Genomic DNA, 21,506 nt, shown 5'->3' on the forward strand with positions numbered 1-21,506 from the left:
GCGGCACGAATCAGCCGCCGGACCACAGTCGTTGGAATTGCGTTTCGGTCAGCTCACCGGCTCGGGTTGACCGGAGCCGATACGCCGCCAGCGGTTTCCGTCATGATCGGTGAAGGTGAGCTCCACCAGAACGGTGTCGGTCGCCACTTGTAGCCGATGCTCCGCCGTGACGGTGACGAACAGATCCGAACTTTCCCGGCCGTGGATCCGGCGGACCTGTTTCGCACCGGCCAGGTCCACGGGGGTGCCCTCCGGATCGTCGGACGGGACCAGTCGCGGCAGCGCCGTCACGTCCAGGACCGGCGCGTCACTCTCGTTGGCCACGGTCACCCGCAGCACCGACTTGCCCCGGATCTCGGCCACCGCCGAGACCAGCCGGGCCTGGGTGGCGCGGAACCGCAGCTCGTCGGTGCGCCGGGCGCGGATCTCCCGGCGCAGCCCGAGATAGACGAAGAGCACACTCGCGATGGAGCCGAGCGCGCCGAACCAGTCCGGCACCGAACCCCAGTCGGCCACATCGTCGTACGGCAACCAGTTCATGCGTCCATCGTGGAACCGCCGCGCGAGGAACGAGCACGGCGGATCGGCCCGAATGGACGGCGAATTGGAATTCCCGGTGCCGATTCCGGTCAGCCGGGCGACCTAAACGGAGAGTGTGCAAGCCAGCACAGTGGTGGATACCCTTGCGGTTGACGTAGGGCGGGTGACTATCCCTCCGAATGTCCACTCAGTGGACATGATCTTTTCTGCCACCCGCCGCGCCGCAATTTCGCCACCGAAGGGGGACCGCATTGACTGCGGACGTTCCACCCGAGGATGCGGGCGTGCGCCGGCCGGCCTACGACCGACCGAGTCGCGTCTCCGTCGACCCGCCACTCGGGCGCCTGGACAGCCCGCTGCACGGCCGGGACGACCTGATCGACGAGATCATGCATCCGGCAGACGCCGACGGCGAACAGCCGTCGGTGCACATCCTGTGCGGCATGGGCGGCTCCGGCAAGAGCCACGTGGCCCTGGAGATCGCCCGCCGGGCCCGAGCGGACGGCCGGACCGTCTGGTGGGTGCAGGCCGGCCGGCTCAACTCCGGAATGCGCGAGGTGGTCAGTCAGCTCGGCGCCTCGGAGAGCCAGGTCGACCAGGCGTGGGCCGGCATGATCAGCGCGACCGACCTGGTCTGGCGCTACCTCAACCAGGCCCAGCAGCCCTGGCTGCTGATCTTCGACAGCGTGGACGAGCCCGGCACACTCGGCCCCACCGACGGGGTGCTCGCCGACGGCACCGGCTGGCTGCGCAGGCCGGAGGCCGAGGACGGGATGGTCCTGGTGACCACCCGGGACGGCAACCGGGCGACCTGGGGCACCTGGTCGATTCTGCACCAGGTGCGCCCGCTCGACGCCGACGCCGGGGCGCAGGTGCTCATCGACCGGGCCGGCGCGCAGGCCGGCGGCCTCGACGACGCCCGCGAACTGGCCCGCGAGCTGGGCGGGTTGCCGCTGGCGCTGCGGGCGGCCGGCAACTACCTCCGCTCGGTCAACGCCAGCCCGGTCTGGCGCGGCTCGTCCACCATCACCACCTTCGCCGACTACCGCAGGGCGGTGCAACGCCGGTTCCGCTCGCCGCGCGACGCCGCCGACGTCGACCTCGACGAGTCGCTCGGTCTGGAGATCGTCCGCGAGGTCGACGACATCTCACTGGACCTGCTGGCCCGCCGCCAGCTCCAGCAGAGCCGACCGCTGCTCAACGTGCTGGCCTGCCTCAGCATCTCCCCGGTGCCCTACGAGGTGGTGCTCAAGCCGGCCATCCTGGCCGGGTCGCCCCTGTTCGAAGGGCTTACCGCCCGGCAGCGGGTGAAGGTGCTGGAGGGCATCGGTGACCTCGCCCTGGTCGACTTCGATGTCCAGGAGGACGTCACCGACCCGGCCTTCGCGCACGTGCTGTCGCTGCACCCGCTGGTGCACGCGATGTTCCGCGACCGCGACGAGGTTCGCGAGCAGATCGCCGAATACCACGGCGTGGTCATGAAGCTGCTGCTCGCCGCCACCGAGGGGCAGAGCCCGGACGACTCGGCGGTCTGGGCCAACTGGGACGTGCTGGTGCCGCACCTCGTCGAGGCGGTACGCGAATACCTCGTGCCGCAGCGACAGAAGCACGACCCCGAGACCGTACGCCGGGCGCTGGAGCTGACCCGGCTCACCGCCCGCTACCTCATCGCGATCGGCCTGCCGGGGTCGGCCTTCGACATCCTCGACCCGATCGTGCGGGGCTGCGCCGCGTACGACCACGACCTGGACCGGCCCCAGGTGCTGGCGCTGCGCCACGAGCTGGGCCGCACCTGGCTGGAGCGCAACCAACCGGAGATGGCCGACCGGGTGCTGCGCGACGTGATCGCCGACCGCACCCGCGTGCTGGGCAGCGACGACCCCGACACCCTCGCCAGCCGGCACAAGCTCACCAAGGCGATCATGGCGCAGCGCCAGTGGCCGGAGGCCGAGTCGGAGCTGCGGCAGATCGTCGCCGCCGAGGACCAGGTCCGCGGGCCCGAGCACTGGGACACGATGATCGTGCGGCACAGCCTCGCGCTGGCCGTCCTCGCCCAGCACCGGGCCCCCGAGGCGGAGGAGATGCTGCACGCCATCCTGGAGGTCCGCTACCGGCTGTGGCCGCTCAACCAGCCCGAGACGTGGCAGGCCCGGCACACGCTGGCCCGGTGCATGCAGGAGCAGGGCCGCCTCGCCGAGGCGGAGGCGGAGCTGCGGGCCACCCTGGCCACCGTGGAGCCCCGGCACGCCGACCGCAGCGAGGTGCTCGCCATCCGGGCCACGCTCGCCGTGGTGCTGCTGCTCGACGGGCAGGTCGACGCGGCGATCGGGGTGTACGAGCACCTGCTGGCCGACCGGCGGCGGCTGCTCGGGGACACCCACCTGGACACCCTCCAGGTGGAGCACGCCCTGCGCCGCCTGCGCAACGGCGGCTGACCCGTCAGTGCGGCGCCGCCGGGCCCAGGTCGCTCGGGTCGGTGTTGCCACCGCAGACGATCAGCGCCACGCGCTCCCCCGCCTGCGGCACGTACGCCCCGCCGACCAGCGCGGCCAACGCGGCGGCGCCGCCCAGCTCGGCGGCGACCCGCAGCTCCGACCAGAGCAGCCGACGCGCCCGCACCAGGTCCTCGTCGCGCACCAGCACGGACACCACGCCGGTACGACGGGCGGTGTCGAACGCGATGTCGCCGATCCGGCGAGCGCCCAGTGAGTCCGTGGCGATGCCGCCCACCTCGATGTCGACCGGTCGGCCCGCCTTGAGGGCGGCGTGCAGGGTGGGGATCTGCTCCGGCTCGACGGCGACGACGCGTACCGACCCGTCGAACCAGGTCGCGATGCCCGACACCAGCCCGCCGCCGCCGACCGCCACCAGCACGGTGTCGATCCCGTCGAGCTGGCGTTCCAACTCCCGACCCACGGTGCCCTGACCGGCCACCACCTCCGGCTGGTCGTACGCGTGCACCACCAGCGCCCCGGTCTCGCCGGCCCGCTCGGTGCTGGCCGCCAACGCCTCGGCGTAGTGCTGGCCCACCTGCCGCACCTGCGCGCCCAGGCCGGCCAGCCGCTGCACCTTGACCGGCGAGGCGGTGACCGGCACGAAGACCTCCGCCGGCACGCCCAGCGACCGGGCCGCGTACGCGACCGCGAGGCCGTGATTGCCCCCCGAGGCGGCGATCACCCCGGCCGACGGCAGCGAACCCTGGAGCATCCGGTTGAACGCGCCGCGCGGCTTGAACGAGCCGGTGTGCTGGTGCAGCTCCAGCTTGAGGCTCAGCAGACCGGGCACGCCCAGGTCGGCGCCGTCGACGGAGATGACCGGCGTCTGCCGGACCCGACCCTGCACCAGCGCCGCAGCCGCCTCGACGTCGCTCTTGTCCACCATGGGGAAACGCCCTTCGCTACGACCAGAGAGCCAGTCGACCGTCGTCGGTGAGCCCGACGAAGCATCCTATGGAGATTCGCCGGCCATCCGTCGCCGGACGCACCGTGTGATAGTGACGCGGGTCAAACAGAAATCCCTCTCCCAGTTCGGGCCGCAACGTCAACGACTGCGCGCCGTCGGCCACCGACTCGTGATAGCCGTACCCGCCGGGAATCCGCAGGTCCTCGTCGCTCGGCTGCCACCGGCGACGCCACAGCACCGTTTCACCGCCGACGGGCGGCACCCGGACGTAGATGTTGAACGCCAACTGGGCCACCACCTCCGCGTCGAGCAGTCGGCCGGCGTACTCCCGGACCGCGTCGTCGAAGTGCACCTGCAGGCCGGCGTTGATCTCGCGGACGATGCCGACGTGCATCTCCCGCCGCTGCCGCCGCCCGGGTGCCACATCCGGCCAGGCCGACCGGAACGCGGCCAGGCACAGCTCGCGCGGCGCGTCCGGCAGACCCAGCACGGACCAGCCCTTCTCGGCGGCACGAGCCGCCTCCCAGTAGTCGTCGCGCAGGTCACCGCCGTCCCGGTGATCGTTGATGGCCGGGCCGAACTTGGCGACGACGGGAAACACCCGGCTCTCGTCGTAACGGTCCATCTCCGCGTCGGCGAGTGCGGCGGTGATCGCGTGGCAGCGGGCGGCGGGCAGCAGCCCCGGCACCCGGACGGCGGCGATCCGCCCCGCCACGAGCCCGGCGACGTCTGACCGGGTGATCGCCGCGGACTCGACGGCCACGAACAACGGATCGGTTCTGCTCGGTTGCCGCACGGCGGTCCTCCCGTATCGAAGATCCCTCACCGGACAAATCGCGCCCCCCGACCCGCGCACGGTGCAATGTAGCCACCGGCGGCAAATCCGCACCGCACCATTGACCGCAGCACATGTCGTGAACACTTCCGCAGTTCCACGGCGGGGTGGCGGATGCCCCGTTACCATCGGCCCCACCAGGAGTACGTCACACCGAGCCGTACGGCGGGTCGATTCCACCGATCGGGGAATGGTGACGACTCCCGGCCGGGTGGATGATGCGAGTAGTTCGAATGCGGACGAGGAGTTCGATTATGGCTGGCGCCGGCTCGACCGATCTTGACGCGTACGTCGACCGCCTGGAGATGGCGCGTCGAATAGCCCGGGAAATGATCGAGTCCGACCACCTCACGCTGGAGCTGGCCGTCCGGCAGCGCCCGCAGTGCTGGTCCCGACGTCCGGTCGTGCACACCTCCCGCACCGACGCCTGACTCACGGGGCCACCAAATGTGGCACGGCCGGGCAGAATGCCACCCATGCGCCGGCTCGCCATCGTCCTTTGCCTGCTGACTGCCGTGGTGCCGGGAGTGGCTGCCTGCGCGGCGCCGCAGACACGGCCCGGAGACGCCGCACCGAGCGCGTCCGCCGCGTGGGGCACCTACCAGGCCGAGGTGAGCGGCGTGACGCCCGGTCCGGGTGTCCGGGCGGTGACGGTGCAGGTCAAGGCGCTCGCTGGTGGCGATGGTTGCTCCCGCAACGTGCGGGTCGACAACCAGACCGAGGAGAACGGCGTCATCTTTGCCGACATCGTGCAGGATTCGGCCGGGTCCGCCATCGTTGGCGCCTGCCCGACCTTCGAGCCCGCCGAGGTGACCCTCACGTCGGAGGAGCCCATCGGCGACCGCCCGCTGTCCCTCAACCAGAAGACGTGGGCGCTGAAGAACGGCGCCTACAGCCGCTGCGATGAAAACCTGGGCTGCAACCCACCCAAGGATCGCTGCGACCCGACCTGGACGCGTGCGGCCGTACGCGGGATGGACGTGTCCCGCCACTCGCAGGGTCACGTCGAAGCCTGCGACGGGACGTGGCTGGTCATGACGGTGGCCGACGACCCGACCTCGTGCGGCGCCGAGCCACGCCCTGGGTGCGAGGTGAACACCGCCGTACGGCGCTACTTCCTGCGGAACGAGCCGGCCGGATGGTCGACCGTCGCCCGGACCACGTCGGGTGGGTGCGACGTGGTCCGCAAGGCCGCGCCCGCCTTCCCCCGCAAGCTCTGCGTCGATCTGAAACCGACGGTCCGGCTCGTCACCGCGGGCCCACCGCTGCCGAGCGGTCAGCCCGGCGGCTGATGCGAGTAGTCCGAATGGGGACGAGGAGTTCGATTAGGGCTGGTGCGGCCCGGCCGGCCACGGCACCCGCTTAGACGCGCAGGGACTGACCCCGCTCGTACGACAGCGGATACTCCCGTCATTCCCCCGTCGCCGCCATGCTCCGACATAGCCAGCACGGGCAAGGCGACCCGCGCTCCTCTTTCCTCGTGCTGATCGGCTGGTACGTGGCCGTCGTTGTGGCGTTCGGCCTGTTCCTCGGCGACCGCTCCGGCTCGGTTCCGGCGGACTGCGGCGAGGTGTGCGACTCCGAACGTTCCCGGATGCTGCTCTTCGGGCTGTACGTCGCCGCGCCGGCGCTGTTCCTCGAGCTGCTGGTCAGCCTGGTAACGCTCGCAATGCTGGTCTCCCGTACGCGGAATCGCTCGTCGGCCCTGGTGGGACCCTGAGCGCGGTGCTCCCGCTGGCCGTGTGCGGCCTTCTCACCGCCAGCCTGTGACCGTGCGCCCGGTCGGAGTAGGACATGCCCCCGTCGCCTGGGTGGACGCTGCCCATCAGCGCGTCCAGGCCACGAACCGCTCGTACAACTCGGCCGGCGCCACCTCGGGCAGCTCCACGACGACGACGACGAGCAGCCCACTGACGTAGATGGAAAGGCCGATACGGTCACACCCGTACGCCTCGGCCAGGCGCACCCGCGCGGGATGGCACGGCCAGGGGGTGTCTGCCGCACACGTCTGACAGTGCCACTGCGGCCGGCGCGGCAGGTGCTCCCCGTCCATCCGGCGATCGAGCGCTGACACCGACCGTTCAGCCCGATTGGCCCGTGCCGTCTCCCATCCTCCGGCCATCACAGCGCCGCCCGCCCACCGTCGCGGTTGCCGTCCCGCGCCGTGATTCCATACGCGCCGGACCGCTGTGGGTAGCAGGTCGCTGCGCCGGTTTTGTCCAACTGGACCTGATGCCGTCTCCTCCACCAGCGCTTGACCCGCTCCCAAACTGCCACCACGCCTCCCGCCGATCACTGCGCGTGCTCGTCCGATACACCGTGCGGCGGTACGCTCACATCGGTCGACGGGTTGCGCGTTGCCAACCCGCATCGGCAACCCGGCAACTCCGGCGGGAGGCGCGAGACATGCCAACATTCGGCGCCCGAATGCGCACAGCGCGGGAAGCGCGCGGACTCAGCCTGGCAGCTCTCGCCGAACTGCTGCCCGCCGACAAGGGGCACCTCTCCCGCCTTGAGAACGGCCGTCGCCGACCGGGTGAGGATCTGGCCCGCCGGATCGACGACGTCCTGGCCGCCCGTGGGGAGCTGATCGCCTGCGCCGCCCTGGATATCGCCGCCGCCTCCGACACCCGGCCGTCGGAGACCGTCGAGCTGCTACATCGAATGCACGCCAGCGACACCGCCCCCGCCACCATCGAGACGTTGCAGGCGACCGTGACCGAGCTGTGCTGCCAGTACGGGTGGCGCGACGCCGGGGAACTCCGCGCCGAAGGTCAGAGTTGGCTGCGCGAGGTCGCCCGACTGCTACAGCGACCCACCGGGCTACGGCAGCACCGCGAACTGCTGGTGTGCGCAGGCTGGCTGGCGCTGCTGATCGGCTGTGTCGAATACGACCTCGGCAAACGCGCCAGCGCCGAGGCCACCCGCACTGCCGCCCGTCAGCTCGGCGAGGAAGCCGGTCACGCCGGCATCACCGGCTGGGCGTGGGAGATGACGGCGTGGTTCGCACTCACCCAGTCTCGGCACGAGGCAGTGTTGACTGCCGCCCGAGCTGGGCAGGAAGCGGCCGGCCGGCAGCGGGTGGGGGTGCAACTGATCGCACAGGAAGCCAAAGCGCTGGCACGACTCGGCGACCTCGAGGGCGCGCGGGCGGCGCTCGATCGAGGTCGGCGGCTACTCGACGACCTCGGTGCGCCAGACCGGCCCGACAACCACTTCGAGGTCGATCCTGGCAAATGGCTGTTCTACGCGATGGACGCCTACCGGCTCGCCGAGCACGACACTCTCGCCGAGCACTACGCCAACGAGGTTCTGCGTCTCGGCACCGGGTCCGATGGCATCGAGCGATCACCTATGCGGATGGCGGAAGCCAGACTCACTCTCGCCGCCACTGCCCTGCGCGCTGGTGAGCTTGACCGGGCCGTCGAGCAGGGGGTGGCAGCGTTCGCCGCAACTCGCCGGTCCCTGCCCTCGCTGCTGCTCGTCGCCGGTGAAGTCGACGTCGAACTCCACCGTCGCTACCCCCACGAGCAGGCCACCGCCGAGTTCCGCGACGCGTTGAATGTGGTCCGGTAGATACATCCAGCAGCATTGGTCTGGATTCGTGGCGCAGTCGGTCAAACCGGCAAGCACGTCTCTGACCTGCGGTCACTTATGGCATCGATGGCCTGGCTCCTGCATGAGCCCTCCGCCGGCTGGAGGAACGGCTATGTCGGATGTGTTACACCTTCACTACCAGCGGGCTGCGGAACTTCGGACTGGATGGTAGATAAGTAGCCCTGCGCCCAGCATGGAGGTACGGTGCCCGGACTTGAAGCAGCCCTCCTCGGCCTTGCCTCGGCAGCCGTGAACAGTGCCATCAAATTATGGATGGGCGACAAGACACTTGCAGCGGACCTAACGACGAAGGCAATTGACCAGGCAAGCACCTCGCTCACTTCGCTTATTCAAAGGCGAAAACTGGAACGCGTCGCCGACCAAATGATAGAGATTGTCACCTCGCGAACACAGCCGCTGGTCGAGACAGAGTTCCGAAACCTGCGGGAGAACGATCGTGACGCAGCGATTCTCGCCGTCCAGGCGACCTTCGAACAGGCGCGGCTCACGAACGACGACCTATTCCGAGCTGATCTTGATGCGGTGTACTTAGATCGATACCTGCGCAGTCAGGGCGCAGGCGCGAGCGATGATCTTCCAGACGATGCGACTCGCTTGTATGACCTACTGCTACGCGAATGTTCTGGATACGCAATCGAGTTAGCCAAAACACTTCCCCCATTCGCGCCTGCGGCGCTGGTAGAAATACTTAGGCGAGAAACTGAGATCATCGACGAGCTTAGGCGCATTATCGAAAGCACACCACCTCGTCAGTCGGCTCGTGATTTCGAATACGAATATAGACAGCTGATTGCACGAGTCTTGGACGTCGTCGAGATGTTCGGGGCTACGTTCAGCGAGGCGTCGCGCAGGTATTCACTCTCAGTGGCATATATCAGCCTAACAACGGTTACCAAGACAAATCCGGTCGAGCACCAGGGCCGCATCTCATTAGTGGCGGGTGAGCGAGTTGAGAACCTGCTTGAGGAGAGCACCCGGATCTTCCTACGAGGACAGGCGGGACTGGGAAAGACAACCCTGCTTCAATGGATAGCGGTTCGCTGCGCACGGTCCGACTTCCCACCGGGCCTAGCCCACTGGAGCGAGCTTGTGCCATTTTTCATACCTCTGCGGAGGTACGTCAATGAGCGCCTTCCGTCAGCTGGTGATTTCGCAACTGTAATCGGAAGCCACATTGCCGATGAGATGCCAGTAGGCTGGGTACAAAACAAGCTACGCTCGGGCAAAGGTGCCATCCTTATCGATGGCGTTGACGAGCTACCAATGAATCGCCGCGACGAAGTAAGACGGTGGCTAACCGAACTCATCAACGCTTTTCCCAGGTCTCATTACATTGTCACCTCGCGACCGGCTGCAGCGGAAGCAACGTGGCTAACCCCTTTGGAGTTTACTGAGGCCGAGCTCGGCCCTATGTCCCCGTCAAATATTGCTACCTTCGTTGGGCGCTGGTTCGAAGCACTGCGCAAGGAGTCTGCAACCTACACGGGCTCCCATGAACTTGCTCAACTGGAGTCCGGCCTTCTCCAGCTGATGGCTGGCAGGCAGCATCTGCGGCGCCTCGCCGGATATCCACTTCTTTGCTCCCTGATATGCGCCCTGTATAGAGACCGGCATGCGACTCTTCCTGAGAGCCGTATGGAGCTTTACGACATCGCATTACAGATGTTGCTTGAACGGCGCGACGCAGAACGGAAGATATCTACGGACGTGGCAATAACGCGTACCGCAAAGGCGATACTATTGAGCGACCTAGCCTACTGGCTCATCAAGAATGGCGCGTCCGATGCTCCCACACCTCAGGTAGTAGGCAGGATCGCACGGAAGACGGACGCTATGACTATACGAGCGTCGGCCGATGTCGTGTACCGTCACCTTCTTGAGCGGACAGGTCTGCTTCGCGAGCCAGCTTATGGACGCACGGACTTTGTTCATCGCACGTTTCAGGATTATCTTGCAGCCAAGGCGGCAGTAGATGATGACGACGACGGCTTGCTACTCGCGAACGCGCATCTGGATAACTGGCATGAAGTGGTCGTTATGGCCTGCGGCCACTTTGGTCGCGAACGCAGGGAGAAGTTACTAAAGGGCCTCTTGAAAAAGGCTAAGAAGAGTCCTCGGTGGCGAGCAACGCTGTACTTGCTCGCGGCGGCCTGCCTGGAGACGAGCACTGAACTGACCTCCGAGCTACGCATGGAGATTCAGGCACGCGTCCAGCGTATGCTTCCACCAAGCTCCCTAGAGCAGGCAAAAGCCCTTGCAGTTGGGCCTTTCGTCCTTGATCTTTTGGCTGCTTCTCTTCCGAAGACTGAGGTCGAAGCCGCAGCAACGATTCGCGTTGCGACAGAGATTGGCGGCGAGGAGGCCCTCCCGGTTGTTGCACAATTTGCAGCACGGACAGAGCCACTTGTTCGCCGGGAGTTGATCGCCGCTTGGGCGCGGTTCGACCACAATGAGTATGCCAAAGCGGTGATATCGAACATGGAGCTGTCCACCCTCACCGTGCGTGATCCAGGGCTGGTGGACTCCTTGCGGTTCTTGCGCGGTGTACACGATCTGGCGTGTACCCTGCCGCCGAATTCAAAGCTCGATTTTGTTCCGGCGTCGGTTCAGACGATGGAACTCGACTTCGAGGGTGTGCTTGAACTAAATCAGCTCAGAGCGCCTTCCCTAAGCCAGTTGCATATACGAGGAGTTAAAAGGGATGGATCCGACGCAGCCTTCGTCTCTAGCTTTGACCGACTGCCGAAGCTTCGATCCCTCATTGTGGAGGCCTGCAGCCTTGAGGCACGCGGGGTTAGCTACACGTCTGGACCCAGCAGCCTAGAGTTCCGGGAGCTGCCGGGACGTTCATTAGGTTCATCTGGCCCCGCTACCGTGATCCAGCGCCTCCAGGTATCGTCCTGTCAGTTACTAGGCAGCCTGAGCGGGTTGGAGCACATCGCGGGAGTGGAAGAATTAACACTGTCTAACTGCCGGAATCTAATTGACTTGTCAGTGCTTCCCAGGTGGACATTTACGCTGAGGAAAGCGACTATCACGAACTGCGCGGCTCTCGGCAGCCTACGGATCTTCGGTGCTCTTAAATCGCTTGAACATTTAGAGATTACGGTTGACGAACCGGACGCTAACTGGCAGAAGCTTCAGCGGGGATCTTTCCTACTAGCATCGCTGGCACCACTTGACCATCCGCTAAATATTTCATTGGTCGGATTTTCGGTCAGTGATCTCGACCCGTTGAATGATCTGGGCATGGTATCCAGTGTTACGCCATTCGAGGGTGGCATTGCTTTCCGAGCGCGACTCGTTCCTGCTACGCACATCCCAAAGCAGCGAACTGCTGAACATAGCGACCCCCTGTACCCCAAGGTGATCTCCAGGCGGGATTTAGAGGGCGGAGATTTCGGCTGGACCCTTAATCCGCGCGCACCTCGGCGACAGGAAGGCGCGGACTAGTTGCCCCGGTAGCGAGGGGCCCCATCCGAACCGATCACCCTGCCTTTGGCCAGCCTGACCGGCGAGCCGCAGAGCGTCGAGCTGTACCTGTCCACTCCCGCCGGCACGCCCTCACCCGCTCGCATGCTCAACTCCGGCATCTGGATTCGACGATCCGTGCAACGGGCGCACCGAACGACAGGCACAACGGGATGCAAGTGCTCCGGCACACCTACGCCTCGGTGCTCCTGGACGCCGGGGAAAGCATCAAGGCCCTGGGCCACGCGGACCCCGGTTTCACCCTCCGGACCTACACACACCTGCTGCCTAGCAGCGAGGACCGCACCCGGCTAGCCATTGACAAGGCATTCGGTGAGGACCAGGTGGTCGACCGGGGGCCGGGAATCTGACGACAGCCCGCGGGCCGGCGAGGGCCATAGAGAAGGCGGGATCTAACTGGCCTTTTTGCGCTTGAGTTCATAATTAACAGATGACGTCCAGACAGTGATACCGCCACTCGCGGGTCGACCATATCCGGCGTGCGGCTGATATTCGACGGTCGAAGCCCCGACCCTCGAAACAGATATAACCTCCCAGCCCATGTCTCCGATTTCATTCAGCTTAGCCATCGCGGCCACCTCTCCTTCGATGGCCTGCCTCTTCGTTTCCTTTCCATCTAGCCAGGAGATTGTCCAACCGTTTCGGTCATCGCCGCTGAGATTACTGTCTCTGCATTCGACCGAAAAGCGCGCGTATTCCCATCTCGGCATGCCTCTATAGTGGTTCAAGGAAGACGGTGTCGGAATCCGTCAAACGGACACGCAAGAGTGGTCCTCGCGCCATCCCGCCGAGCGTTCGCACTGCGGAGGTCTCCACCCGGAACGAAGCCGGCCGACGACGGCCCGGAAGCTGGCGACGGCCTGGAGACGGCATGATCATTGCTCTGTGGTCCTCGAATAACCCGAACGCGCAGGTCAGGACCGGTGTCGGCGCTACTTCCAGCGGAAGTGGACGAAGAGGCGGCCGAAGTTCTTCGAGTCCTTCTCGACCCGGTGGTAGAGCTGTTTGACGTCCTTTTGGTCGAGGAACCGCAGCACACGCTTCTTGAGCTGTCCCGACCCCTTGCCCGGGATGATCTCCACGAGGGTGGCCTTCTTCGCCACCGCCTCGTCCATGATCCCGCGCAGCGCGCGGTCGATGTCCTGGCCCTTGTTGAAGATGTCGTGCAGGTCCAGCTTGAGCTTCATGCCGCAGCCCCCGGCCGGTCAGGTCCCATGTCCGCCATCCTAGGCACGCCCGTCGGCCCGGCCGCCGGACGACGAAGGGGCGGTCCGCAGGACCGCCCCTTGCTCATCACCAGGTCTCCGCTCAGCGCGTGCCGCCCACTCGGGTCTCCACCCGCTGCAGCGCGATCCGGTAGTCGTCGTTGGCCGCGTACATCGCTGCGGCGATCCGCAGGTGCCGCAGCGCGTCGGTGTGCCGGTTCAGCCGCTCCAACGTCCGGCCCAGCACGTGGTGCGCGTAGTGGTCACTCGGGTCCCGGTCGACGAGCTCCCGCAGCTGCTCCTCGGCCCGGTTGAGCTGGGCCGACTGGAAGTACGCCCGGGCCAGCAGCTGCCGGACAGCGGCGTTGCCGGGTTCGGCGTCGACGATCGGCTCCAGCAGTCGGGCCGCTCGGCTCGGGTCACCGGTTTCGAAGAACATGGTCGCCCGCCGGTAGTCCGCCAGAAGATCCATCTGCCCACCTCCTCGGGTCGCGCCGTCACCTGTTGCGACGCTGGCACAACACTCGACGTTTGGCGACTGTTCCCCGGGTGGAAATAGGGTCAGGCGCGAGCGTCCCGGCGGCCGGCGGCCAGCTCCCAGGCGCGGACGCCGCCGACGATCCCGGCCGTGTTCGGCACCACCACCACATCGTCGCCCATCCGGGCCAGCTGCTCCGGCCGGATCAGCCGGGAGTTGCCCCCGCCCAGGTAGAGCCGGTCCCACCGGAACACCGGGCGCAGCCCGTCCACCACCTGCCGGATCCGCCGGGACCAGAAGGCGTCGCCGAGCCGCCGACGCTCCGGCTCACCCACGTACGTGTCGTAGGTGGTGCCCCAGCGCACCGGCGCGTGCGACAGCTCCAGGTGCGGTGCGAGCACACCGCCGTCGAAGAGGGCGCTGCCCAGCCCGGTTCCCAGGGTCAACACCAGTTCACAGCCGGTGCCGGCGACCACACCCGCTCCGTGCACCTCGGCGTCGTTGAGCACCAGCGCGGGCACCCCGAACGCGTCGGCCAGCGCGCCTCGCGCGTCCCAGCCGGACCACTCGGCCAGCAGGTCCGGGTCGATGCGGGAGCGGGGGCCGCTGCGGGTGACGTAGTGCGGGGTGGCCACCACCACGCCGTGCCGGATCATCCCGGGTACGCCGACCGTCAGCCGGTCCGCCGTGGGCAGCCGCCCGCCCAGCTCCAGCAGGGTCCGGACGAACAGGGCGGGAGGCAGCGGGTACGGGGTCGGCACCCGCAGCGGCCGGGCGCGCATCGTGCCGGCCTCGTCGAGGACCGACGCCTTGATGCCCCCGCCACCGCAGTCGATCGCCAGAGTGGTCACCACGCCGTTGAGTCTGCCCGCTGCCGTCGGCTCTTATGCGAGCAGCCGGATAGGCTGCCGTCCTGATGAGCGCCACGATGATCGTCAAGGACCTGGCCGCCGGGCACGGGGACCGCCCACTCTTCTCCGGGTTGGACCTGGTCGTCGCCCCGGGCGACGTGGTCGGCCTGGTCGGGCCGAACGGGGCCGGCAAGTCGACGCTGCTGCGTACCCTCGCCGGATTGTTGCCGGTCGAGGCCGGCAGCGTGCGACTCAGCCCGCCCACCGCGAGCGTCGGGCACCTGCCGCAGGAGCCGGAACGGCGACCGGGCGAGACCGTACGCGACTTCCTGGCCCGCCGGACCGGGGTGACCGCCGCCCAGGCGGCGCTGGACGCGGCCACCGAGGCGCTGACCGCCGGGACGGCGGGCGCCGACGACGCGTACGCCGACGCGCTGGAGCGCTGGCTCGCCCTCGGCGGCGCGGACCTGGACGAACGCGCCGAGCAGGTGAGCGCCGGCCTCGGGCTCGCGGTCGACCTGGACCACCCGACGACCGGGCTCTCCGGCGGTCAGGCCGCCCGCGCCGGGCTGGCGTCGCTGCTGCTCAGCCGGTACGACGTGTTCCTGCTCGACGAGCCGACCAACGACCTGGACCTGGCCGGCCTGGAGCGGCTGGAGGAGTTCGTCACCGGGTTGCGGGCCGGCACGGTGCTGGTCAGCCACGACCGGGAGTTCCTCACCCGCACCGTGACCCGGGTGGTGGAGCTGGACCTGCCGCAGCAGCAGGTGCACCACTACGGCGGCGGTTACGCGGCCTATCTGGAGGAGCGCGAGGTGGCGCGGCGGCACGCCCGCGCCGACTTCGAGGAGTACGCCGACACCAAGGCCGGCCTGGAGACGCGGGCCCGCACCCAGCGCGGCTGGATGGACAAGGGCGTGAAGAACGCCCGCCGCAAGGCCACCGACAACGACAAGATCGGCCGCAAGTTCCGCAGCGAGGCGAGCGAGAAGCAGGCCGCCAAGGCCAAGCAGACCGAGCGGCTGATCGAACGGCTCGACGTGGTCGAGGAGCCCCGCAAGGAGTGGGAGCTGCGGATGGAGATCGCCGCCGCGCCCCGCGCCGGCGCCGTCGTGGCCACCCTGCGACATGCGGTGGTACGCCGGGGAGGCTTCACCCTCGGGCCGGTCGACCTCCAGATCGACTGGGCGGACCGGGTCGCGGTGACCGGGGCGAACGGTTCGGGCAAGTCCACCCTGCTGGCCGCACTGCTCGGGCGGCTGCCGCTTGACGAGGGCACCGCCTCGCTCGGGCCGGGCGTGGTGGTCGGCGAGGTGGACCAGGCTCGGGGACTGTTCCTCGGCGACGCGCCGCTGATCGACGCGTTCCACGCGGCCGTACCGCATCTGTCGCCGGCGGACGCGCGGACCCTGCTGGCCAAGTTCGGGCTGCGGGCGGCGCACGTGCCGCGGCCGGCGGCGACCCTCTCCCCCGGCGAGCGGACCCGCGCGGCGCTGGCCCTGCTCCAGGGGCGCGGGGTCAACCTGCTGGTGCTCGACGAGCCCACCAACCACCTCGACCTGCCCGCCATCGAGCAGCTCGAATCGGCGCTGGCCAGCTACCCCGGCACGCTGCTGCTGGTCACCCACGACCGGCGGATGCTGGCCGCCATCGAGACGAACCGTCGGCTGCGGGTCGACGCCGGGCGGATCGCCGAGGATTGATCCGTGCCGGAGGGCCGGGCCGGGGTGAGAATGACGCCATGCTCAAGTGGGAGTACGCGCTGCTGGTCCGCCGCCGCCAGGCGGCGACCAACGACCTCGGCTGGGAGGTCGTCTTCGTCTGGTACGGCCCGGACGGCTCGATGGTCGACGTGACGCCGTACGGCGACACGGCGCTGGCTCACCTGAACCGGGCCGGCGACCAGGGCTGGGAACTGGTCGCGATGAGCGAGGACCCGTCCCTGCCCGGCCACAACGAGTTGCACCGCTATCACCTGAAGCGGCCGAGGGCCGCCGCCCCGCAACCCCGCCAGCGGATGCGCGGCAGCCGGCGCACCCTGTCCGGCTGACCCGGCCGTCCGCCGGGCCGATGGCCCTGGTGGCCGCCGTGGGCTGCGACACGCCTGCGACGAGGCGGCGGCCCTACGGCGTGGTGGACGAGCGGGGCATACCGGGCGCGAATGCGGGTAACGCGCGGCGGGAGGTGGCCCGAATGGTCGCTTTGGCGCAGACTCCGCCCTCGGCCGACCGGCTGCGGTTGATCGACGAATCCCTCGCGCAGGCGTGGGCGGACCAGGCCCGGCACGACGACCGGCTGCGTGCTCTGGCGGTCGAGGTGCGGTTCGACCGGGGGGTCGCCCATCTCACCGGGGAGGTGGCCGAGCCGGCCGAGCTGCGGCTGGTACGGGACCTGGTGGGACGGCTGGCCGGCGTCTACGGCGTCTGGTGCCGGGTCGGCGTCGGCGGGCGGGCACCGGTGGTGGTGGACCTCGGTTGCGGTCCGACCAAGCAGTGGTCGGGCAACCTGGGGCTGGACATCTACCCGGCGCCGGGGGTGGACGCGGTCGCGGATCTGTCCGGCTCGCTGCCGCTCGCCGACGATTCGGTGGACGTCCTCTTCGCGGTGCACATCCTGGAGCACCTGATCGACTTCCTGCCGCTGGTGGACGAGTGCCATCGGGTCCTCCGTCCGGGTGGCGTGCTGCACGTGATGAGCCCCTGGTGGGGGCACGTGAACGCGGTTGCCGACCCGACTCACGTCCGGCTGATGGATGTGCAGACGTTCAAGGGGATCTGCCAGCTCCGGCCGCCGGGCACCCCGCGGTGGTACCCGCTGCACGCGGGCTGCGACGGCGCCTCGATCTTCGCCGACCTGACCCCCCTCCCCCCAGAGGCCGACCCGGCACCCCGATGCCACCTGGCCCGCTTCTTCGACTGAGAACCGTCAACTCGAACGCTTGTCATGCCGATCGAGCGCCAGGGGGCTGCCTCCGGACGACGCCATCTTCGTATCACGGGGTCGGGATCGTGGGGACGATGCGGCGGATTATGGGGCCTGGGTGGATTCGCGGATCTCCAGGCGGTACGGGGCGGAGAGTTCCTTTGCCGGGGCGGCGCGGTCGCCGTCCAGGCGGTGGGCCAGGAGTTCGACGGCCAGTTGGGCGATCCGCTCCTTGTCCGGGGCGACCGTGCTCAGTGTCGGGATCGAGAACCTGCCGTCCTCGATGTCGTCGAAGCCGACCACCGCCACGTCCTCGGGCACCCGCAGGCCGGCCTCGTGCAGGGCGCGCAGGGCGCCCAGGGCGAGCGTGTCGTTGAAGCAGAAGACGGCGTCGGGGCGTACCCCCGCGGTGAGCAGGCCGCGCATCGCGGCCGCGCCGTCGGCGCGGTGCCAGGCCGGCGCGGGCGCCACGAGGGCTTCGTCGTAGGCCAGACCGGCGGCGCGCAGCGCCTCGGCGTAGCCGGCCAGGCGCAGGCGGGCGCTGGCGCCCTCGTCGGTGCGCTGCGAGCCGATCGCCGCGATCCGGCGGCGGCCGAGCTGGATCAGGTGGTCGGTGATCTCGCGGGCGGCGGTCACGTTGTCGATCACCACGCGATCGGCGGGGCCGTGGTCGACACGCTCGCCGAGCAGCACCATCGGGGTGCCGTCCAGACCGGCCAGGTCCTCGGCGGTGAGCGCCAGCGGGCTGAAGATCAGCCCGTCGATCAGGTGGTCGGTGATGCCGGAGGCGACCACCCGTTCCTGCTCGCGCCGGCCGCCGGTCTGGTCGATGAGCACCGTCCAGCCGTAGTCGGCGGCGGCGGTGACCACGTAGCGGGCGAGTTCCGCGAAGTACGGGATGTCCAGTTCCGGCACCGCCAGGGCGATCACCCCGGTACGTCCCTTGCGCAGGTGGCGGGCGGAGAGGTTGGGCCGGTAGTTCAGTTCGGAGATGGCCTCCTCGACCCGGGCGCGGGTGTCCGGGCGTACGTGCACGTAGCCGTTCACCACGTTGGAGACGGTCTTCACCGAGACGCCCGCCCGTTCGGCCACGTCCTTGAGCCTGTTTCGCACGCCGCAACCTCCCCGATGGAACCCAGCGCACCATACCTCGTCATCAGCTCTTTACAACGTTGACTACAACGTTGTAGAAACGAGGGACGCCGGGTGGACGGTGACTGCGGTCACCCGGTTCCGGCACTGAGGAAAGGTGGCATCCCTTGCGGACCGCGCAGCTCACGATCGACCCGGCCTTCTCGATCGGGCCGGCCGACCGACGTCTCTTCGGCTCGTTCGTCGAGCACATGGGGCGGTGCGTCTACGGCGGCATCTACGAGCCCGGCCACCCCAACGCCGACTCCCGCGGCCTGCGCCGCGACGTGCTGGACCTGACCCGCGAGCTGGGCGTCTCGGTGGTCCGCTACCCGGGCGGCAACTTCGTCTCCGGCTACCGCTGGGAGGACGGCGTCGGCCCGGTCGGTGACCGGCCGCGCCGGCTCGACCTGGCGTGGAAGACGATCGAGACCAACGCGTTCGGGCTGGACGAGTTCATGACCTGGGCCGCCGAGGCCGGTGTCGAGCCGATGATGGCGGTCAACCTGGGCACCCGGGGCGTCCAGGAGGCGCTCGACCTGCTGGAGTACGCCAACCACCCGGGCGGCACCGAGCTGTCCGACCTGCGCCGCAAGCACGGCGCGGAGGACCCGTACGGCGTGCAGCTGTGGTGCCTCGGCAACGAGATGGACGGTCCGTGGCAGGTCGGCCACAAGACCGCCGACGAGTACGGGCGGCTGGCTGCCGAGGCGGCCCGCGCGATGAAGATGATCGACCCGTCGATCAGCCTGGTCGCCTGCGGCAGCTCCAACCGGCGGATGCCCACGTTCGCCGCGTGGGAGGCGACCGTGCTGGAGCACACCTACGAGCACGTCGACTACATCTCGGCGCACACCTACTACGACCCGTCCGACGGCGACCAGGCCAGCATCCTGGCGTCGGCCGTCGACATGGACAACTTCATCACCGAGGTCGTGGCGACCGCCGACCACGTGGCCGCCAAGCGGCGGCAGAAGCGCAAGCTGAAGATCTCGTTCGACGAGTGGAACGTCTGGTACGAGTCCCGCCTCCAGGCCGACCTGGACCGGCGTGGCTGGGTCGAGGCGCCCGCGCTGATCGAGGACGACTTCACGGCGGTGGACGCGGTGGTGGTCGGCGACCTGCTGATCACCCTGCTCCGGCACGCCGACCGGGTCGGGGTCGCCGCCCAGGCCCAGTTGGCCAACGTGATCGCGCCGATCCGCACCCGCAACGGCGGCCCGGCCTGGCGGCAGAGCATCTTCCACCCGTTCGCGCTGACCGCCCGGTACGCCCGGGGCACCGTGCTGCGTACCGAGCCGGTGTCACCGCGCTACGACACGAAGAAGTACGGGGACGTGCCGGTGCTCGACACGGTCGCCGTGCACGACGAGGAGACCGGCGAGCTGACAATCTTCGCGACGAACCGTGACACGACGGACCTCGCATTGGACATCGACCTGCGCGGCCTGCCGGGACTATCCGGTCTTTCTTTCCAGAGCATCGCTGCCGGGTCCGACCCGTCGGCGACGAACACCGAGGCCGAGCCCGACCGGGTGACGCCGCGGGAACTGCCCACCCCCACCCCCGACGGCGGCCGGTGCACCGTGCGCCTGCCCGCCGTGTCGTGGAGCGTGCTGCGCTTCGGCCCGACCGGCGTCTGAAGTCGTAACGGTTCTGCGCAGGCACAATTCATCCCGTCCCCCTCCAAGGAGAGATACAGCATGATCCAGAACGACATGAGCCGGCGACGCCTGCTCGGCCTCGGTCTCGGAATCGGTGCCGCGGCCTCGCTGACCCTCGCCGGCTGCGGCGGCGACGACAGCACCTCCGGGCCGGCCGTCGGTAACGGCGGCAAGGAGTACACCGGCCCGAAGGTCGACCTGAAGCTGTGGAACGGGTTCACCGGCGGCGACGGCGACATCTTCAAGGCGCTGGTCAACCAGTTCAACACCGAGCACAAGAACATCGCGGTGTCGGTGGCCACGTACCAGTGGGAGGACTACTACAACAAGCTCCCCGGTGCTGCCTCCAGCGGCAACGGCCCGGACATCGCGGTCATGCACATGGACCAGCTCGCCACCTTCGCCGCTCGTGGCGTGATCACCGAGCTGGACGACGTGGCCAAGAACCTGGAGCTCTCCGAGGGCGACTTCGCCCCGACCGTCTGGAAGGGCGGGATCTACAACAACAAGCGGTACGGCATCCCGCTGGACATGCACCCGCTGGGCTTCTACTACAACAAGGCCGTCATGCAGAAGGCCGGCCTCGACCCGAACAAGCCGCCGACGACGAAGGACGACTACACGGCGGCCCTGGTCGAGCTGAAGAAGGCCGGTGTGCAGGGCTTCTGGGTCAGCCCGTTCCAGTTCACCGGCGGCATGACGTTCTACTCGCTGCTCAACCAGTGGGGCGCCACCCTCTTCGACGCCGAGGTGGCCAAGGCGACGTTCAACTCCGACCCGGCGGTCGAGGCGTGCACCTGGCTGGTCGACGTGATCAAGCAGGGCTACTCGCCGGCCAACGTCGGACAGGACGCCGACTACCTGGCGTTCAAGAGCGGCAAGAACGCCTTCACCTGGAACGGCATCTGGCAGATCAACGACCTCAAGAAGAGCCCCGAGGTCCAGTGGGGCGTCGCCCCGCTCCCCCAGATCGGCAGCAAGCCGTCGGCCTGGGCCAACTCGCACAACTTCACGATCGTGAAGCAGCGGGCCAACGACGCCAACAAGGTCTCCGGGGCGAAGGTCTTCATCAACTGGCTGAGCCAGCACTCGCTGGACTGGGCCAAGGGTGGGCAGATCCCGGCCCGCAAGGAGGTCCGTGAGGGCGCCGAGTTCAAGGCGCTGCCGGAGATCTCGTCGCTCGCTCCCGAGCTGGAGTACGCGGCCTTCCCGCCGGCGGCCCCGGGTCTGGGTGAGGTCATGACGACCTTCTACAACTCGTTCAACGAGGCCGCGCTGGGCAAGAAGTCGCCCAAGCAGGCGCTCGACGACGGCGTGTCCAAGGCCAACAAGCAGCTTGAGGACAACCGCAAGAAGTACGGGAGCTGA

Annotated in this window: 19 protein-coding genes; 11 read left to right on the forward strand and 8 right to left on the reverse strand. The window is 68.3% G+C overall.

The window, feature by feature from the left end; translation table 11 throughout:
* Positions 1-48 precede the first annotated feature (48 nt).
* Positions 49-540: a hypothetical protein gene (locus tag ABZT87_RS12840; protein WP_355135514.1), complete on the reverse strand. Its 492-nt coding sequence runs from the start codon at positions 538-540 to the stop codon at positions 49-51.
* A gap of 284 nt (positions 541-824) precedes the next feature.
* On the opposite strand from ABZT87_RS12840, the gene ABZT87_RS12845 reads away from it, so the two are divergent.
* Positions 825-2,975 (forward strand): tetratricopeptide repeat protein, encoded by a 2,151-nt coding sequence (locus ABZT87_RS12845; protein WP_355135516.1) that lies wholly within the window; start codon positions 825-827, stop codon positions 2,973-2,975.
* Between the two features lie 4 nt (positions 2,976-2,979).
* Here ABZT87_RS12845 and ABZT87_RS12850 read toward each other — a convergent pair whose 3' ends face one another.
* Together ABZT87_RS12850 and ABZT87_RS12855 are read right to left on the reverse strand one after the other, a co-directional pair.
* On the reverse strand, positions 2,980-3,921 hold the full coding sequence (locus ABZT87_RS12850) for a threonine/serine dehydratase (protein WP_354854444.1): 942 nt from the start codon (positions 3,919-3,921) through the stop codon (positions 2,980-2,982).
* A 16-nt stretch (positions 3,922-3,937) separates the two neighbouring features.
* Positions 3,938-4,705, reverse strand: a complete 768-nt coding sequence (locus ABZT87_RS12855) for a hypothetical protein (RefSeq protein ID WP_355135518.1) — start codon at positions 4,703-4,705, stop codon at positions 3,938-3,940.
* 326 nt (positions 4,706-5,031) lie between these two features.
* On the opposite strand from ABZT87_RS12855, the gene ABZT87_RS12860 reads away from it, so the two are divergent.
* From ABZT87_RS12860 to ABZT87_RS12870, 3 genes are all read left to right on the forward strand, one after another.
* Positions 5,032-5,208, forward strand: a complete 177-nt coding sequence (locus ABZT87_RS12860; RefSeq protein WP_355135520.1) for a hypothetical protein — start codon at positions 5,032-5,034, stop codon at positions 5,206-5,208.
* Positions 5,209-5,253: 45 nt separating this feature from the next.
* A complete protein-coding gene (locus tag ABZT87_RS12865; protein WP_355135522.1) occupies positions 5,254-6,069 on the forward strand; it encodes a hypothetical protein in 816 nt (271 codons plus the stop codon).
* A 188-nt stretch (positions 6,070-6,257) separates the two neighbouring features.
* Entirely contained in the window at positions 6,258-6,497 is a 240-nt protein-coding gene (locus ABZT87_RS12870; protein WP_355135524.1) for a hypothetical protein, read from the forward strand.
* A 105-nt stretch (positions 6,498-6,602) separates the two neighbouring features.
* On the opposite strand, the gene ABZT87_RS12875 is transcribed toward ABZT87_RS12870, so the two are convergent.
* Complete coding sequence (locus ABZT87_RS12875) at positions 6,603-6,851, reverse strand: flavin reductase (protein ID WP_355135526.1); 249 nt, start codon at positions 6,849-6,851, stop codon at positions 6,603-6,605.
* A 227-nt stretch (positions 6,852-7,078) separates the two neighbouring features.
* On the opposite strand from ABZT87_RS12875, the gene ABZT87_RS12880 reads away from it, so the two are divergent.
* Both ABZT87_RS12880 and ABZT87_RS12885 read left to right on the forward strand, forming a co-directional pair.
* Positions 7,079-8,353: a helix-turn-helix domain-containing protein gene (locus ABZT87_RS12880; protein ID WP_355135528.1), complete on the forward strand. Its 1,275-nt coding sequence runs from the start codon at positions 7,079-7,081 to the stop codon at positions 8,351-8,353.
* A 225-nt stretch (positions 8,354-8,578) separates the two neighbouring features.
* Positions 8,579-11,848 carry an NACHT domain-containing protein gene (locus ABZT87_RS12885; RefSeq protein WP_355135530.1) on the forward strand — a complete coding sequence of 1,090 codons (3,270 nt, stop codon included), beginning with the start codon at positions 8,579-8,581 and terminating at the stop codon, positions 11,846-11,848.
* A gap of 971 nt (positions 11,849-12,819) precedes the next feature.
* Here ABZT87_RS12885 and ABZT87_RS12890 read toward each other — a convergent pair.
* The 3 genes from ABZT87_RS12890 to ABZT87_RS12900 all read right to left on the reverse strand — a co-directional run bounded on the left by ABZT87_RS12890 (position 12,820) and on the right by ABZT87_RS12900 (position 14,424).
* Entirely contained in the window at positions 12,820-13,074 is a 255-nt protein-coding gene (locus ABZT87_RS12890) for a Smr/MutS family protein (protein WP_088987488.1), read from the reverse strand.
* A gap of 121 nt (positions 13,075-13,195) precedes the next feature.
* Positions 13,196-13,564: a tetratricopeptide repeat protein gene (locus ABZT87_RS12895; RefSeq protein ID WP_354854452.1), complete on the reverse strand. Its 369-nt coding sequence runs from the start codon at positions 13,562-13,564 to the stop codon at positions 13,196-13,198.
* Between the two features lie 89 nt (positions 13,565-13,653).
* Positions 13,654-14,424 (reverse strand): ROK family protein, encoded by a 771-nt coding sequence (locus ABZT87_RS12900; RefSeq protein ID WP_354854454.1) that lies wholly within the window; start codon positions 14,422-14,424, stop codon positions 13,654-13,656.
* A 62-nt stretch (positions 14,425-14,486) separates the two neighbouring features.
* Between ABZT87_RS12900 and ABZT87_RS12905 the strand changes: the two genes are divergently transcribed.
* The 3 genes from ABZT87_RS12905 to ABZT87_RS12915 all read left to right on the forward strand — a co-directional run bounded on the left by ABZT87_RS12905 (position 14,487) and on the right by ABZT87_RS12915 (position 17,340).
* Positions 14,487-16,124, forward strand: coding sequence for an ABC-F family ATP-binding cassette domain-containing protein (locus ABZT87_RS12905; RefSeq protein WP_355135532.1), 1,638 nt, complete (start codon positions 14,487-14,489; stop codon positions 16,122-16,124).
* Positions 16,125-16,162: 38 nt separating this feature from the next.
* A complete protein-coding gene (locus tag ABZT87_RS12910) occupies positions 16,163-16,471 on the forward strand; it encodes a hypothetical protein (RefSeq protein WP_354854457.1) in 309 nt (102 codons plus the stop codon).
* Between the two features lie 143 nt (positions 16,472-16,614).
* On the forward strand, positions 16,615-17,340 hold the full coding sequence (locus ABZT87_RS12915) for a methyltransferase domain-containing protein (RefSeq protein WP_355135534.1): 726 nt from the start codon (positions 16,615-16,617) through the stop codon (positions 17,338-17,340).
* Positions 17,341-17,448: 108 nt separating this feature from the next.
* Here the strand turns inward: ABZT87_RS12915 and ABZT87_RS12920 are convergent, their stop codons facing one another.
* The gene (locus ABZT87_RS12920) at positions 17,449-18,456 is read right to left on the reverse strand and encodes a LacI family DNA-binding transcriptional regulator (protein ID WP_355135536.1); all 1,008 of its coding nucleotides are present in this window, start codon (positions 18,454-18,456) and stop codon (positions 17,449-17,451) included.
* Positions 18,457-18,602: 146 nt separating this feature from the next.
* Here ABZT87_RS12920 and ABZT87_RS12925 point away from each other — a divergent pair, with 146 nt between their 5' ends.
* Positions 18,603-20,117 carry an alpha-N-arabinofuranosidase gene (locus ABZT87_RS12925; protein ID WP_355135538.1) on the forward strand — a complete coding sequence of 505 codons (1,515 nt, stop codon included), beginning with the start codon at positions 18,603-18,605 and terminating at the stop codon, positions 20,115-20,117.
* Between the two features lie 60 nt (positions 20,118-20,177).
* Positions 20,178-21,506 (forward strand): ABC transporter substrate-binding protein, encoded by a 1,329-nt coding sequence (locus ABZT87_RS12930; RefSeq protein ID WP_354854464.1) that lies wholly within the window; start codon positions 20,178-20,180, stop codon positions 21,504-21,506.

This window comes from Micromonospora sp. NPDC005237 (genome assembly GCF_040607775.1).
Lineage (GTDB): Bacteria > Actinomycetota > Actinomycetes > Mycobacteriales > Micromonosporaceae > Micromonospora.

What these genes read in the sequence shown, in the direction of transcription:
- ABZT87_RS12930 (WP_354854464.1), top strand. Translation starts at nt 20,178, where the DNA reads ATGATCCAGAACGACATGAGCCGGCGACGCCTGCTCGGCCTCGGTCTC.
- ABZT87_RS12860 (WP_355135520.1), top strand. Translation starts at nt 5,032, where the DNA reads ATGGCTGGCGCCGGCTCGACCGATCTTGACGCGTACGTCGACCGCCTG.
- ABZT87_RS12850 (WP_354854444.1), bottom strand. Translation starts at nt 3,921, where the DNA reads ATGGTGGACAAGAGCGACGTCGAGGCGGCTGCGGCGCTGGTGCAGGGT.
- ABZT87_RS12865 (WP_355135522.1), top strand. Translation starts at nt 5,254, where the DNA reads ATGCGCCGGCTCGCCATCGTCCTTTGCCTGCTGACTGCCGTGGTGCCG.
- ABZT87_RS12895 (WP_354854452.1), bottom strand. Translation starts at nt 13,564, where the DNA reads ATGGATCTTCTGGCGGACTACCGGCGGGCGACCATGTTCTTCGAAACC.
- ABZT87_RS12890 (WP_088987488.1), bottom strand. Translation starts at nt 13,074, where the DNA reads ATGAAGCTCAAGCTGGACCTGCACGACATCTTCAACAAGGGCCAGGAC.
- ABZT87_RS12905 (WP_355135532.1), top strand. Translation starts at nt 14,487, where the DNA reads ATGAGCGCCACGATGATCGTCAAGGACCTGGCCGCCGGGCACGGGGAC.
- ABZT87_RS12915 (WP_355135534.1), top strand. Translation starts at nt 16,615, where the DNA reads ATGGTCGCTTTGGCGCAGACTCCGCCCTCGGCCGACCGGCTGCGGTTG.
- ABZT87_RS12910 (WP_354854457.1), top strand. Translation starts at nt 16,163, where the DNA reads ATGCTCAAGTGGGAGTACGCGCTGCTGGTCCGCCGCCGCCAGGCGGCG.
- ABZT87_RS12840 (WP_355135514.1), bottom strand. Translation starts at nt 540, where the DNA reads ATGAACTGGTTGCCGTACGACGATGTGGCCGACTGGGGTTCGGTGCCG.